The sequence below is a fragment of the Gordonia sp. SCSIO 19800 genome (genome assembly GCF_018132775.1).
Classification (GTDB): Bacteria; Actinomycetota; Actinomycetes; order Mycobacteriales; family Mycobacteriaceae; genus Gordonia; species Gordonia hongkongensis.
In genome coordinates this window covers 26,334-41,191 of record NZ_JAGRQM010000016.1, presented here as the reverse complement: position 1 = coordinate 41,191, position 14,858 = coordinate 26,334, and the positions used below count along the sequence as shown (strand labels likewise).

General features: G+C 68.1%; 14 protein-coding genes. 3 read left to right on the top strand and 11 right to left on the bottom strand.

Features of this window, described 5'->3' with window-relative positions; genetic code table 11:
- The first annotated feature begins 2 nt into the window (after window positions 1-2).
- Window positions 3-1,220 (top strand): hypothetical protein, encoded by a 1,218-nt coding sequence (locus tag KB201_RS17225; RefSeq protein ID WP_211539957.1) that lies wholly within the window; start codon window positions 3-5, stop codon window positions 1,218-1,220.
- Between the two features lie 52 nt (window positions 1,221-1,272).
- Entirely contained in the window at window positions 1,273-1,788 is a 516-nt protein-coding gene (locus KB201_RS17220) for a hypothetical protein (protein WP_211539956.1), read from the top strand.
- Window positions 1,789-1,869: 81 nt separating this feature from the next.
- On the opposite strand, the gene pyrF is transcribed toward KB201_RS17220, so the two are convergent.
- From pyrF to KB201_RS17170, 10 genes are all read right to left on the bottom strand, one after another.
- The gene (gene pyrF / locus KB201_RS17215; protein ID WP_211539955.1) at window positions 1,870-2,700 is read right to left on the bottom strand and encodes an orotidine-5'-phosphate decarboxylase; all 831 of its coding nucleotides are present in this window, start codon (window positions 2,698-2,700) and stop codon (window positions 1,870-1,872) included.
- Window positions 2,697-6,032: a carbamoyl-phosphate synthase large subunit gene (carB, locus tag KB201_RS17210; protein WP_211539954.1), complete on the bottom strand. Its 3,336-nt coding sequence runs from the start codon at window positions 6,030-6,032 to the stop codon at window positions 2,697-2,699. The genes pyrF and carB overlap by 4 nt, the downstream gene beginning before the upstream one ends.
- Window positions 6,032-7,201: a glutamine-hydrolyzing carbamoyl-phosphate synthase small subunit gene (gene carA / locus KB201_RS17205; protein WP_211539953.1), complete on the bottom strand. Its 1,170-nt coding sequence runs from the start codon at window positions 7,199-7,201 to the stop codon at window positions 6,032-6,034. Before carA ends, carB begins: the two co-directional genes overlap by 1 nt.
- Entirely contained in the window at window positions 7,198-7,833 is a 636-nt protein-coding gene (locus KB201_RS17200; RefSeq protein WP_058250346.1) for a hypothetical protein, read from the bottom strand. Before KB201_RS17200 ends, carA begins: the two co-directional genes overlap by 4 nt.
- Window positions 7,830-9,137: a dihydroorotase gene (locus KB201_RS17195; protein ID WP_058250345.1), complete on the bottom strand. Its 1,308-nt coding sequence runs from the start codon at window positions 9,135-9,137 to the stop codon at window positions 7,830-7,832. The genes KB201_RS17200 and KB201_RS17195 overlap by 4 nt, the downstream gene beginning before the upstream one ends.
- A gap of 31 nt (window positions 9,138-9,168) precedes the next feature.
- The gene (locus KB201_RS17190; RefSeq protein WP_058250562.1) at window positions 9,169-10,119 is read right to left on the bottom strand and encodes an aspartate carbamoyltransferase catalytic subunit; all 951 of its coding nucleotides are present in this window, start codon (window positions 10,117-10,119) and stop codon (window positions 9,169-9,171) included.
- Entirely contained in the window at window positions 10,119-10,703 is a 585-nt protein-coding gene (pyrR, locus tag KB201_RS17185; protein ID WP_068971602.1) for a bifunctional pyr operon transcriptional regulator/uracil phosphoribosyltransferase PyrR, read from the bottom strand. Before pyrR ends, KB201_RS17190 begins: the two co-directional genes overlap by 1 nt.
- Before the next feature lie 118 nt (window positions 10,704-10,821).
- Window positions 10,822-11,307 (bottom strand): transcription antitermination factor NusB, encoded by a 486-nt coding sequence (gene nusB, locus KB201_RS17180; protein ID WP_058250343.1) that lies wholly within the window; start codon window positions 11,305-11,307, stop codon window positions 10,822-10,824.
- A gap of 3 nt (window positions 11,308-11,310) precedes the next feature.
- Window positions 11,311-11,874, bottom strand: a complete 564-nt coding sequence (efp, locus tag KB201_RS17175; protein WP_058250342.1) for an elongation factor P — start codon at window positions 11,872-11,874, stop codon at window positions 11,311-11,313.
- Window positions 11,875-11,895: 21 nt separating this feature from the next.
- Complete coding sequence (locus KB201_RS17170) at window positions 11,896-13,005, bottom strand: aminopeptidase P family protein (RefSeq protein ID WP_211539952.1); 1,110 nt, start codon at window positions 13,003-13,005, stop codon at window positions 11,896-11,898.
- 96 nt (window positions 13,006-13,101) lie between these two features.
- Here KB201_RS17170 and KB201_RS17165 point away from each other — a divergent pair, with 96 nt between their 5' ends.
- On the top strand, window positions 13,102-13,608 hold the full coding sequence (locus KB201_RS17165) for a B-4DMT family transporter (protein ID WP_058250561.1): 507 nt from the start codon (window positions 13,102-13,104) through the stop codon (window positions 13,606-13,608).
- Window positions 13,609-13,716: 108 nt separating this feature from the next.
- Here the strand turns inward: KB201_RS17165 and aroB are convergent, their stop codons facing one another.
- Window positions 13,717-14,841, bottom strand: a complete 1,125-nt coding sequence (aroB, locus tag KB201_RS17160) for a 3-dehydroquinate synthase (RefSeq protein ID WP_058250560.1) — start codon at window positions 14,839-14,841, stop codon at window positions 13,717-13,719.
- Window positions 14,842-14,858 lie beyond the last annotated feature (17 nt).

The window sequence follows — 14,858 nt, the reverse complement described above, 5'->3', positions numbered from 1 at the left end:
CGGTGTCGGATGGATTCGCGTACACCGTCGAGAAGGTGCTGGCGTGGGACTTCGGCAGCGCGAGGACGGTCAGTGACCGGTTGACGTCGAAATCCGCCGACTTGAGGGGTACGGCCAGAGCAGCTGCCACGACCTTCGACGGCTCACTGGAGTACTGGCGCAGTGACGGCGGACGGGACGCCCGGGAGTCGTCGAACGCGCACGCGGACGCTGCCGATCGCAGTGCCACCGTGATCGAGTCGCTGGCCGGGAAGTTCGATTCCCTCTTGGCGTCGATGGAAGGCGAGATCGCCAACGTGAGGTCGAAGAAGGCCGAGGCACTCGGCTCGGAGTTCGAACTCGCCGTCGCCGGTGACGGGGAGGTCTACTCGACGAAGTCGAACCTCGAATGGCTGAAGACCTGGAAGTTGGCCTACCAGGTCAAGATCGTGCAGAAGGAGTCACTGGAGAGCTACCTCACCAAGGAGATCCGCGGTTCCCTGCGGCGCATCGAGGAGATCGACAAGGTCGGGTCCGAAGGGCTGCGACGGATACTCGAGAAACTCCCCGACTCCGTGAAAGCAGGAGCGGCGGGTCACCACTCCGATCCCCGGCTCGCCGAGATCCTGCGCGAGTATCAGGTCGACGCCTCCAAGGGCGGAGCGCGACTGTGGCCCTCGGGCGACCTGCTCGACACGATCCGCAGGTTCGATCCCACGTTCAAGCCCACCCTCATGACGCCCGAGGAAGTCACCATGCTCGCCGAGATGGGGGCGGTACCGGTGACGGGTTGGCGAGCCGTCTACGACTTCTTCCAGATCCAGTCGAAGGCGGATACCGTTTCACAGCAAAGACATCCCAATGCCGGAGACTCCAAGAGATCGCAAGCCGACGGACACGGTGACGCCTTCCGACATACGTACTGGAATGCTCTGATGACTGATCGGTTCGGCAAGGACTGGACCGAGCGATTTGCCACCGCTCATGAGGGTCTGGGAGGCAATCCGGCCCACCGCGAAGCGATGGATCTCTACAACAACGAGCTAGGACGACGAATCGCCTCGGAGAACACAGACGCGACTCCGGAGGAACTCGCAGACCTCGTGGACCGAGCGATGGCCGACGGCCGCACCCTGGTCCTCGACACGAACGGAAAGATCGAGTGGAGCGACAACGTCGAGAAGCACCGCACGGGTATCGCATTAAAGACAGACATACCGCTTCAGATGCCCGGACGCTGAGATGAAGAACTCAAGACTCCACCGCCCCTGGCGCTGTTTGCTGACACTTGCGATGGCATCCCTCTGCGCTGCGACGACCGGTTGTCTCGCGATACCGCGCGTCGGCGACGACCCCCAGGTCGAATGCACGCGACATTTCGACCTCGACAGCACTGCAGAGCCATTGGGCTCTTCTGAGGCATTCATCGGGGCCGCAGAGGGATTCGCTGCCGCGACGAACACCTCACCGACCCTCAACGACATCGCGCACAGCGCCGGCTGGCGGCATGACGGTTGGGACCGACTTCTCAAAATCGGAGACCACAACCAGAGCGAGGACGTGAACGTCTACGCCGGAACCAGCGGTATCTGCTTCGCCGGGTTCGTCAGCAGCGACCCCGATCGTGGCGGTTCCGACGGCTGGTACATCTTCTTCCACGGACCGGACCCCGTTCAGACGATCCGCTGGGGATACGACGCGGTGATCGAAACCGACGGCAACCCTGTTCTGGGGCGCGACGAGCGGCTGTCCCCCGACCAAACGGTGACACCACCGGTTCTTCGGCGAACGAACAGCGGAACGTCGTGAGCGAGTCGTGGCAGTCGCCGGAGCGGGCTGCGCCCTGGCGACCGCCGGTTGTCTCCCGAACCCGCGACTCCTGACCGCACCTCAGCCCAGCGCGGCCTCGACCTCGTCCCGGGTGCGGACGAAAGCGTCGCGCAGGGCGATGGGATCGGGCCCGGCTCGGAGCACCCCGCGGGAACTGGCGGGCAGCACCCAGGCCGGGTCGGCCCCGTCGAACACGATCGGCAGGTCGGCGGCCGTCGCACCCTGGGCACCCAGCCCGGGGGCCAGGATCGGGCCGCGGAGGCCGGCGAGATCGAGCCCGTGCTCACGTGTCGCCCCGACGACCAGACCGACGGTCGCGGACCCGTCCGTGTTCTCGGCGGCCGCGGCGTCGACGATCGATTGCGCGACCGTCCGCTCCCCCACCTGCGCCCGCTGGAGCTCGCCGCCCTCCGGGTTCGACGTCCGCGCCAGCACGAAGACGCCGCGCTCGCCGGACCGCGCGAGATCCAGTGCAGGGCGCAGGGATTCGTAACCCAGGTAGGGAGACGCGGTGACCGAGTCGGCGCACAGCGGCGACGACTCGGACAACCAGGCCTGCGCGTAGGCGGCCATCGTCGAACCGATGTCACCGCGCTTGGCGTCGGCGATGACGAGGGCGCCCGCCTCGCGGCAGCCCGCGATGACGCGTTCCAGTACCGTGAACCCCGCGGAACCGAACGGCTCGAAGAACGCGACCTGAGGTTTGATGACGGCGGCCACCGGACCCAGCGCCTCGACGCAGATGTCGGCGAACGCCGACAGTCCGTCGATGTCCACCGACAGGCCCCACTCCGCGAGCAACGCGGCGTGGGGATCGATCCCGGCGCACAGACGCCCGCGCTCGGCGACCGCCCTCGTGTAGCGGCCGCCGAACCCGGACTCGTCCGTCACGAGCGGCCGGCCAGGTCGGCGTGCCGGTCCTGCAGCGACCGCACCCCGATGTCGCCGGTCATCGCGGCCTCGATGCCCTGCACAGCGGCCGAGGCACCCTGCACCGTGGTGATACACGGGATGTTCACCGACACCGCGGCGCTCCGGATCTCGTAGCCGTCGACGCGGGGCCCCGAGTTGCCGTACGGGGTGTTGATCACCATCGTCACCTCGCCGGCGCGGATGATGTCGACGATCGTGCGCTGCCCCTCGGCGGCCTCGAAGTGCTTGCGCACCGTCTCGCACTTGATCCCGTTGCGGCGCAACACGTCCGCGGTCCCCTCGGTGGCCAGGATGTCGAACCCCAGGTCGGCGAGGTGCTTCACCGGGAAGATCAGCGCCCGCTTGTCCTTGTTGGCCACCGACACGAAGATCTTGCCGCTGGTCGGGAGCGAGCCGTACGCGGCGGTCTGCGACTTGGCGAATGCGCGACCGAAGTCGGCGTCGATGCCCATGACCTCACCGGTCGACTTCATCTCGGGGCTCAGCAGGTTGTCGACCCCGCTGCCGTCATGGCGACGGAACCGGTTGAACGGCAGCACCGCTTCCTTCACCGAGATCGGCGCCGTCGCCGGAGCCTCTCCGCCGTCGCCGGCGGCGGGCAGGATGCCCTGCTCCCGCAGATCGGCGATCGACGCGCCGAGCATGACGCGCGCACACGCCTTGGCCAGGGGCACGGCGGTGGCCTTGGAGACGAACGGCACCGTCCGGCTCGCACGCGGATTGGCCTCGAGCACGTAGAGGATGTCGTCCTTGAGCGCGTACTGGACGTTGAGCAGACCCTTGACGCCGATGCCCCTGGCCAGCGCCTCGGTCGAGGTCCGCACCATCTCGAGGTCGGCGCGGCCGAGAGTGACCGGCGGCAACGCGCACGCCGAGTCACCGGAGTGGATTCCGGCCTCTTCGATGTGTTCCATCACGCCGCCGATGTAGACCTCGTCGCCGTCGCAGAGGGCGTCGACGTCGATCTCCACCGCGTCTTCGAGGAACCGGTCGACCAGTACCGGATGATCCGGGGTCAGCTCGGTCGCGCGAGAGATGTAATCCTCCAGGGACTTCTCGTCGTAGACGATCTCCATGCCGCGTCCACCGAGGACGTACGACGGCCGGACGAGCACCGGGTACCCGATCCGGGCAGCGGTGTCGCGGGCCTCGTCGAAGCTCGTCGCGGTGCCGAACGCGGGGGCCGGGAGCCCGGCGGCGGTCAGCACCTTGCCGAACTCGCCGCGATCCTCCGCGAGGTCGATGGCCGCCGGGCTGGTGCCGACGATCGGCACCCCGGCCTCCTCCAGACGGTGCGCGAGACCGAGCGGCGTCTGGCCGCCGAGCTGGACGATGACACCTTCGACGGTGCCCGACTCCGATTCGGCGTGGTAGACCTCGAGGACGTCCTCGAACGTCAGCGGCTCGAAGTAGAGACGGTCGGCGGTGTCGTAGTCGGTGGACACCGTCTCCGGGTTGCAGTTGACCATGACGGTCTCGTATCCGGCGTCCGACAGGGTCAATGCGGCGTGCACGCACGAGTAGTCGAACTCGATGCCCTGACCGATGCGGTTGGGGCCCGAACCGAGGATCAGGACCTTGGGGCGCTCCGTCTGGGGCGCGATCTCACTGGTCGCCCCGGGGTCGAGTTCATAGCTCGAGTAGTGGTACGGCGTCTTCGCCTCGAACTCGGCCGCGCAGGTGTCGACGGTCTTGTAGACCGGCCGTACGCCCAGCCCGATCCGGTGGGCGCGAACGGCTGCCTCGTCGGCGAAATCCGAACGCAGAGCGGCGATCTGACGGTCGGAGAAGCCGGTGGACTTGGCCTCGCGCAGCAACGGCTCGTCCAGTGTGTCGGCGTCGCGGATCTCCGCTCCGAGCGCGGCGATCCCGCCGATCTCGGCGAGGAACCAGGGATCGATCGCAGTGGCCTCGTAGAGGTCCTCGATCGTCGCGCCGGCCTCGAAGGCGAGCATCAGCTTGTACAACCGGCCGTCGCGCGGGGTCTTGATGTCCTCGAGCAGTGCGGGCAGGTCGACGGTCGCCGGGTCAGGGCGGTTGGGCTCGGCCCAGAAGCCGCCGGCCTTCGTCTCCAGCGACCGCATGACCTTTCCGAGTGCCTCGGCGAAGCTGCGGCCGAGGCTCATGGCCTCACCCACCGACTTCATCGTGGTGGTGAGGGTGTCGTCGGCGCCCGGGAACTTCTCGAACGCGAACCGCGGAGCCTTGACCACGACATAGTCGAGCGTAGGCTCGAAACAGGCCGGGGTCTCCTTGGTGATGTCGTTGACGATCTCGTCGAGGCTGTAGCCGATGGCCAGCTTCGCGGCGATCTTCGCGATCGGGAAACCCGTGGCCTTCGACGCCAGCGCCGACGACCGCGAGACCCGCGGGTTCATCTCGATGACGACGAGCCTGCCGTCGCGCGGGTCCTGGGCGAACTGGATGTTGCAGCCGCCGGTGTCGACGCCGACCTCGCGCAGGATGTCGATGGAGAGGTCGCGCATGATCTGGTACTCGCGGTCGGTGAGCGTCATCGCCGGGGCGACGGTCACCGAGTCACCGGTGTGGACGCCGACCGGGTCGAGGTTCTCGATCGAGCAGACGACCACCACATTGTCGCGGTTGTCGCGCATGAGCTCGAGCTCGTACTCCTTCCACCCGAGGATCGACTCCTCGATGAGGACGTTCGCGGTCGGGGAGGCGGCGAGACCGCCGCCCGCGATCCGGTCGAGGTCCTCGTCGTCGTAAGCCATTCCCGAGCCGAGACCGCCCATGGTGAACGACGGCCGGACGACGACCGGGAACCCGAGTTCGGCGACGGTGTCCCGCACCTCGTCCATCGTGTGGCAGACGCGGGACCGGGCGCTCTCCCCGCCGACCTTCTCGACGATGTCCTTGAACATCTGCCGGTCCTCGCCGCGCTGGATGGCGTCGAAGTCGGCGCCGATCAGCTCGATGCCGTACTTCTCCAGTGAGCCGCGATCGTGCAGTGCAACAGCGGTGTTCAACGCGGTCTGACCGCCGAGGGTGGCCAGCACGGCGTCGATGGGATGCCCGGCGTCGCGCTCGGCCTCGATGACCTTCTCCACGTACTCGGCCGTGATCGGCTCGATGTAGGTGGCGTCGGCGAACTCCGGATCGGTCATGATCGTGGCCGGGTTCGAGTTGACCAGGCTGACCCGCAGGCCCTCGGCCTTGAGGACCCGGCAGGCCTGGGTGCCGGAGTAGTCGAACTCACACGCCTGACCGATCACGATCGGCCCGGACCCGATGACCAGGACGTGGTTGATGTCTTCGCGGCGCGGCATCAGGCACTCGCTCCTTGGGACTTGTCCCCTTCGAGCAGGGTGACGAACTTGTCGAACAGGTAGGCGGCGTCGTGGGGACCGGCGGCCGCCTCGGGGTGGTACTGCACCGAGTAGGCGCGACCGGAGAGCAGCTCGACGCCCTCAACGGTGCCGTCGTTGGCGCAGACATGGCTGACCCGGGCGCGGCCGAAGTCGGAGTCGAACTCCTCGCCCGCCTCGCCCTGGAGCGCGAAGCCGTGGTTCTGCGAGGTGATCGAGACCTTGCCGGTGGCGTGGTCGACGACCGGGATGTTGATGCCCCGGTGACCGAACGTCATCTTGTAGGTCGACCGGCCGAGCGCGCGGCCCAGGATCTGGTTTCCGAAGCAGATGCCGAACAGCGGGATGTCCTGGCCGAGCACCCCGCGGGTGAGTTCGACGATGTCGTCGGCCGTAGCCGGGTCGCCGGGACCGTTCGAGAGGAACACCCCGTCGGGTTTGAGGTCGGCGATGGCGTCGAGCGCGACGGTCGCGGGCAGCACGTGGGTGCGGACGCCGCGTTCGGCGAACATCCGCGGCGTGTTGGTCTTGATGCCCAGGTCGATGGCGGCCACCGTGAACCGGTGCTGGTCGAGGGGTTCGACCACGTAACCGCTGTCGGTGGTGACCTCGTCGGCCAGCCGGGCGCCCTTCATGTCCGGTTGATTGCGCACGCGGGCGACGAGTTCGTCGGTGTCGGCGAGCGCCGGACCGGAGAAGATCCCGGCCTTCATCGACCCGTGGTCGCGGAGGATGCGCACCACGGTGCGGGTGTCGATACCGCCGATCCCGACGATGCCCTGACGGTCCAGCTCCTCTTCGAGGGAGGTCGTCGCGCGCCAGTTGGAGACGCGTCGGGTGGGGTTGCGAACCGCATACCCCGCGACCCAGATCTTGCCCGAGTCACCGTCGACGCCGGTGCTCCCGGCGCTGCCCGTGCTCTCGCCGTCCTCGGTGTTCCAACCGGTGTTGCCGATCTGCGGCGCCGTGGCGACCACGATCTGCCGGTGGTAGCTCGGATCGGTCAGGGTTTCCTGATAGCCGGTCATCGCGGTGCAGAACACCGCCTCGCCAAGGGTCTCGCCGACTGCGCCGAAGCTCCGGCCGGTGAACACCTGGCCGTTCTCCAGCACCAAGACCGCTGTGTTCATTCCTGTGCCCCTTGTCCCTGTGGCCCGTGTCCACTGTCATGCGTCCCGGCGAAGGCGCTCACCCAGCCGGGGTAGATCGTTTTGTCGTCGGCGCGCACCCCGGAGTCGATCTCGGTGCCGCTGGGCAGGACCCAGCGGATGGCGAGAACGCCGTCGGCGGTCATCACCTTGCCCGCGATGCCGCGTTCGGTCCGGACCGCGGTGATCGATTCCCGGGGAATCCATAGGTCACTGGCTCCCTGACGCGCGATGAGGATGCCCGTCTCGAATTCGGTCAGCACCGAGGACGCCCGGTCGCCGATGTCACCGACGGTCACCCGGTTCTGCCAGCTCGGCGCGATGGTGCTGCCGAGGTAGAGGCCGGTATCTGGACCTCTGAGTACCGCGCCCGGCTCGGTGGGGATCGTCGGAAGCGTGCCGATCACGTCGGCCTGCGCCGCGGTCTTCTTCCGATTCCCGGTCGCCAGCAGGTAGAACACCGACGCCACCCCGAGGGCGAGCAGTGCGACCACGCCGATGAACCAGGCGTTGAAGACGATCTTGCCGTATCCGAGCAGCGACGCGATCACCGAGGCGACCACCAGCACCGCGAGGATCGCCGGTACCAGTCCACGCCTGGGTCTCGCGGTCATGGGGTCACCTGCCCGTCGTGGGCCGTCACCACGCCGCGCAGCACCGTCGCGGTGACGGTGGCGGGCATGGTCATCGACTCGAACGGGGTGTTGGCCGACAGGCTCGCCAGCTCGGGACCGTGCACCACCCAGGACGTGTCCGGGTCGACGACGGCCAGGTTCGCCGGCTCGCCGACCTCGATCGGACGGCCCTGATCAGTCAGTTCGACGATCTGCGCGGGCCGCTCGCTCATCACACGCGCGACGCCGCGCCAGTCGAGCAGGCCGGGCTTGACGAGGGTCTCGACGATGATCGGCAGTGCGGTCTGCAGGCCGAGCATGCCGGGCTTGGCCTGGGCGAACTCGCAGCACTTCTCCTGCGCGGCGTGCGGGGCGTGGTCGGTGGCCACACAGTCGACGATCCCCTCGGCCAGCGCCTGTCGCAACGCGTCTTTGTCGCGGACCTCGCGCAGCGGCGGATTCACCTTGTTGACCGGGTCGTACGTCTCCAGCCGCGAGTCGTCGAGCAGCAGGTGATGCGGGGTCACCTCGGCGGTGATCGCGATCCCCTGGTCCTTGGCCCAGCGCAGTAGTTCGACGGTGCCCTCGGTCGAGGCGTGACAGATGTGGATGCGTGCACCCGCGTCGCGCGCGAGCAGGGCGTCGCGGATGACGATCGACTCCTCGGCCGCACGCGGCCAGCCCGCCAGCCCGAGGCGCGAGGCCGTGGGCCCCTCGTTGGCGACGGCACCGACGGTCAGCCGCGGCTCCTCGGCGTGCTGGGCGATGAGGACGCCGAGCCCGGTCGCGTACTCGAGCGCGCGGCGCATCAGGAGCGGATCGTCGACGCACTTCCCGTCGTCGCTGAACATCCGCACGCCGGCGGCACCGGCGGCCATCATGCCCATCTCGGCGAGCTGCTTGCCGGCCAGACCCACGGTCACGGCGCCGACCGGGTACACGTCGACGAGTCCGACCTCGCGCCCGGACCGCCACACGTTGTCGGTGACGGTCGAGTTGTCGGCCACCGGGCTGGTGTTGGCCATCGCGAAGACCGCGGTGTAACCGCCGAGCGCCGCGGCCGCCGAACCCGAGCGGATCGTCTCGGTGTCCTCGCGGCCCGGCTCCCGCAGGTGGGTGTGGAGGTCGACGAAGCCGGGCAGAAGCACGCCACCTTTGCCGTCGAGGACGTCGGTGTCCTCGGGTGCGGTGACCTGGTGTCCGATCTCGCTGATGATGCCGTCGACTACGAGGACGTCGATCGGGTCACCCTCGCCGTATGGACGAACTGCGCGGAGAAGAACGGATCCGGTGCGGGCGGTCACTTCACATCTCCTGACACGATGTCGTGGGCGGTCACAGGTGCGCTCCCGCGGAATCGGAGCCGACGAGCAGCCGGAACAGGACCGCCATCCGCACGTGCACGCCGTTGCGGACCTGTTCCAGCACGGTCGCCTTCGGTGAATCGGCCACCGAGTAGCCGATCTCCATGCCGCGCAACATCGGTCCGGGATGCAGGACCACGGCATCGTCGGCCAGCAACGCCATCCGACGATCGTTGAGCCCGAAGCGGACCGAGTACTCGCGGGCACTCGGGAAGAACCCGCCGTTCATACGTTCGGCCTGGACGCGGAGCATCATGACGGCGTCGACGGCCGGCAGCTCGGCGTCGAGACTTCCCGAGACGCTCACCGGCCACTGGTCCACCCCGACCGGCAGCAGCGTCGGGGGCGCCACCAGGACGACCTCGGCGCCGAGCGTCGAGAGCAGGTGGGCGTTCGACCGCGCGACGCGGGAGTGGATGATGTCGCCGACGATCGCGATCCGCCTGCCCTCGAGCGAACCGAGCCGCTGTCGCAGGGTCAGCGCGTCGAGGAGCGCCTGCGTGGGATGCTCGTGCGTTCCGTCGCCGGCGTTGATGACCGCGGGACCGTCACCGTCGGGCGTGGTCGTCCAGTCGGCGATCTGGGCCGGCGCGCCCGACGCCGGATGCCGGACGATCAGCGCGTCGGCGCCCGCCGCGTGCAGGGTCTTGGCCGTGTCGCGCAACGACTCCCCTTTGCCCGCAGAGGAACTCGAAGCACTGACGTTGATGACGTCGGCACTCATCCACTTGCCCGCGACTTCGAAGGAGACCCGGGTGCGGGTGGAGTTCTCGTAGAACACGGTCATCACCGTCCGACCGCGCAGCGTCGGCAGTTTGCGCACCTCACGCCCGGTCAGGGCCTGCTCGAAACGCTCGGCGTCGTCGAGGAGGGCGGTGGCATCGTCACGGCTGAGGTCTTGCGTCGACAACAGATGCCGCATCATGAATCACTCTCCGCGGCAACCGAACTCGACGCCGAGGCGAGGACGACCTCGTCGATGCCGTCGTGTTCGACGAGATGGACCGAGACCTGTTCGTCGCGGGCCGTCGGGATGTTCTTGCCGACATAGTCTGCGCGCAACGGGAGTTCGCGATGGCCACGGTCGACGAGGACCGCGAGTTGCACGGCCGCAGGACGACCGAGATCGCGCAGTGCATCGAGCGCGGCACGGACCGTCCGTCCGGAGTAGAGGACATCGTCGACGAGGATCACGATGGCGCTGTCGACGCCACCGGCCGGCACCATCGTCCGCTCGAGCGGGCGGTGTGGCTTGCCGCGCAGATCATCGCGGTAGAGCGTGATGTCGAGATATCCCACCGGCACGTCGACGCCCGCGAATTCGCCGATCTTGGCACCCAGGCGGGTGGCGAGAGATGTTCCGCGAGTGGGGATTCCGATGAGGACGACGCGAGGTGCGTCGGGCGAGTCCAGAGCAGTCTTCTCGATGACCTGGTGTGCGACACGGGCAATCGTGCGCGACACGTCAGCGGCATCGAGCAGCACCCTGGGAGCGGGGCTGGCCAAGGCCGACCTCCTTCTCCGCCTCGCAGGACGGATCGTTAAAGGATGTCTGTCTCGCGACACTCTACACCGGGCGGCGACGCCGACGAATTCCCGCGACGTACGCCACACCCGGTGCGGATCAGTTGGGCTCCGGCCGTCCGGGTGCGGCCCCACCGGGTTCGGCGGAAGCGGCTGCGCGGACCTGCGGCGCGAGCTCGGCGATCTTGGCCAGCACGCCGTTCACGAAGGCCGGCGAGTCGTCCGTCGAGAGTTCTTTGGCCAGTTCGACCGCCTCGTCGACGACCACGATCGTGTCGACGTCGAGGGAATTGAACAGCTCCCACGTCGCCAGTCGCATGATGGCGCGGTCGACAGCCGGGAGGCGTTCGAGGGTCCAGTCGCGCAGGTACGACGAGATGACCGCGTCGACCTGACCCTGGTCCTCGGCGAGCCCCTGGATCACGGTCGCGGTGTAGTCGTGGATCGAGCCGACGCTCTCGTCCGAGCGGACGTACTCACGACGTTCGGCGACGAGCTGCGCGGGACTGACCTTCTTGGCCTCGGCCTCGAAGAGCAGGTCCACCGCGCGCCGCCGCGCCTTGTGTCGGGTTCCGGGTTGTTTCACAGGTCAGGAGTTGACGCGGCCGAGATAGCTGCCGTCGCGCGAATCGACCTTGAGCTTGTCACCGGTGTTGATGAACAGCGGAACCTGGATCTCGGCGCCGGTCTCGAGCGTGGCGGGCTTGGTGCCGCCGGTGGAACGGTCGCCCTGGAGTCCGGGATCGGTCTGGGCGACGATCAGCTCCACCGTGACCGGCAGTTCGACGAACAACGGGTTGCCCTCGTTCAGCGAGACCTGCACGGTCATGTTCTCCAGCAGGAAGCGGGCGCCGTCGCCGACGGTGGCCGGCGGCAGGGAGAACTGCTCGTAGTCCTGCGCGTCCATGAACACGTAGTCGGTGCCGTCGTTGTAGAGGAAGGTCATGTCGCGACGGTCGACGGTCGCGGTCTCGACCTTGACGCCCGCGTTGAAGGTCTTGTCGACCGTCTTGCCGCTCAGCACGTTCTTGATCTTGGTGCGCACGAACGCGGGGCCCTTGCCCGGCTTGACGTGCTGGAACTCCATGATCTGCCAGAGCTGGTCGTCCATGCGCAGCACGAGGCCGTTCTTGAAGTCGGCGGTGGATGCCATGTGGTTTTCGTTCCCTTGCAGTCAGATGACGGTGAATGTCTTGTCGGTGGCGGTCAGCAGGTCGGGGTCGCCGTCGGTGACCACCAATGTGTCCTCGATCCGGACCCCACCCCATCCGGGTAGGTAGACACCGGGCTCCACGGTGACCGCAGCACCGCATGGCAGTGTACCCGCCGCGAGTTTGCCGATTCCCGGCGCTTCGTGGATCTCCAGTCCCACTCCGTGACCGAGACCGTGCACGTAGTTATCGCCGTGGCCGGCGTCGGCGATCACATCGCGGGCCGCGGCGTCGACCGCCCGCAGGTCGGCGCCGGGCGTCAGGGCCCGGCAGCCGGCGGCCTGTGCGGTGGCGACGAGTTCGTAGAGGTCCCGCTGCCACGACGCCGCGCGCCTCAGGATGAAGGTCCTGGTCATGTCGGAGTGATACCCGCCGACCACCGAGCCGAAGTCGATCTTGACCAGATCGCCGTCCGCCAGAGCCGTGTGGGTGGGCCGGTGATGCGGGATCGCCGAGTGCGCGCCGGCGGCCACGATCGTCTCGAACGCGATCCCGTCGGCCCCGAGGCGATACATCTCCCACTCGAGCGCCCGCGCGACCTGCCGCTCGGTCGTCCCGGCCCGCAGGACGCCGTCGGCGATGATCTGCGCCAGGGCCGCATCCCCGATCGCGCACGCCGCCCGGAGCAGCTCGATCTCCCCCGGTTCCTTGACCGCGCGCAGGTTCTGCACGACACCGGTCGTGCTGACGAGCTCGATCCCGGAGTCCCCGACAGCCGCGGACAGCGCTCGGTGCCCGGTCACGGTCTCGGTGTCGGCCTCGAAGCCGACGCGACCCGCCCCGGCGGCCCGGGCGTGGTCGACGAGGGCGCGCGCCGCCGAGCGTTCGATGATCGGCTCGACGTCGGGCACCTGTTCGGCGACCTGGGTGAGATACCGGCCGTCGGTGGCGATCCGGTCGCCGGCCGGATCGTCGACGTCGATCAGCACGGCGGCATTGGAGCCGGTGAACCCGGTCAGGTAGCGGACGTTGACGAGGTCGGAGACGACGAGGAACGAGACCGGGTCGTCCGCGGTACGCAGTTCGGCACGCAGCCGGGCGCGGCGGCCTGCGGTGTCATGGTTGATCGGCACCCCCGCCACGCTACGGCGGGGTCTCGAACGGCGCGAACCCGACCACTTCGACCAGGTGTGTCCGCGGTCACCAGACCCGTGAGTAAGATGACGCGCATGTCTTCGTGGTTGGTGCGCGGTCTGACGATGACCGCAGTTCACGTCCTCGCCCGCGTCTTGCTGGGATTCGCCGTGGTGCAGGCGCCGCTGAACTCGACGATCTGGCGCACCATCGCGATCGCGGTCGTCGTGCTCATCGCCCTGGTGTGGGGTGGTTACGACGGCATCCGCGACGCCCGCGCCAACCCGGATCCCGATGACTACGAGGATCTGACCGTGCGCTGGCTGCAGGCCGGTGTCCTCGCCGGCGTTCTCGCCGGGTTGATCTCCTGGATCCTCGGCACGGTCGTCCTGGCCGGCATCGGGCAGGCCAGCCTGTTCATCGAGCTCATCGCCGGGGCGTCGTTCACCGCACTGCTCGTCTTCGTCCCGGCCTTCGTCGGCGCGGCGATCGGCCGGTTCCTCGTCCGGCGCGACCAGAACAAGGGCGCAGCCGACGACGACTGGTCGGTGCACGAAAATCGTCACGCCGACACAGATGCCCCGACTCGGGAGATCCGCTGACGTTGTCTTGACCGGCCCTCTACCCGCAAATCCACCCCTTTTCCACAAACCCACCACGCTCGGACGGGCTGGGTTTGCGGAAAAGGGGTGGGTTTGTGTAGCGCTGGACTAGAGCAGCACCGACGTACTCTTCTCCGCTGAGCCACCGGCCACTGCCGAGTAGGCAGCGGCGATCAATCCGGGGTCGGGACCTTCGAGCCGGCCCGGCTTGGCGAGTCCGTCGAGCACGACGAAACGCAGTACGCCGGAACGGTTCTTCTTGTCCCCCGCCATCCCCTGCAGGAGATCGGCGAACGCATCCGGGTCATAGGTCGTCGGCAACCCCACGAGATCCAGGATCGCCTTGTGCCGGTCGGCCGTGGCGTCGTCGAGGCGGCCGGCCAGGCGGGAGAGTTCGGCAGCGAACACCAGGCCCACCGACACCGCCGCGCCGTGACGCCAGCGGTAACGCTCGCGGCGCTCGATCGCGTGGCCGAGAGTGTGCCCGTAGTTGAGGATCTCGCGCAGCGATGACTCCTTGAGGTCGGCCGACACCACGTCGGCCTTGACCTGCACCGAGCGCCGGATGAGATCGGGCAGTACCGGCGACGTCGGGTCGAGTGCGGCTTCGGGGTCGGCCTCGATGATGTCGAGGATCGTCGGATCGGCGATGAACCCGGTCTTGATGACCTCGGCGAGTCCGGCGACGATCTCGTTGCGCGGGACGGTCTCGAGCGTGCCGGTGTCGATCAGGACGGCGTCGGGTTCGTGGAACGAGCCGACGAGGTTCTTGCCCGCCTCGGTGTTGATGCCGGTCTTGCCGCCCACAGCGGCGTCGACCATCGCCAGCAGGGTCGTCGGGATGTGGATGACCCCGATGCCGCGCATCCAGGTCGCCGCGACGAACCCGGCGAGGTCGGTGGCGGCTCCCCCGCCGAGGCTGATGACCTTGTCGTTGCGTTTGAGGCCGATCCGGCCGAACACCTCCCAGCAGAACGACGCGACCGAGAGGTCCTTGCCGGCCTCGGCGTCGGGGATCTCGACGCGATGGGCGTCGAACCCCTTGTCCGCCAGATACTCTCGGATCTGTTCGGCGGTCTTGGCCAGCGGCGGCTGATACAGGATCGCGATGCGGTCGGCGCCCTGCGCGGCCGCGGCCACCTCACCGAGGAGTCCCCGGCCGATGGTCACGTCGTACGGTGCGCCGGCGTTGACCCGAATGGCGATGGGTTCGTTCGCTGCCTGTTCGTTCACGGTGATACTCGGCTTCC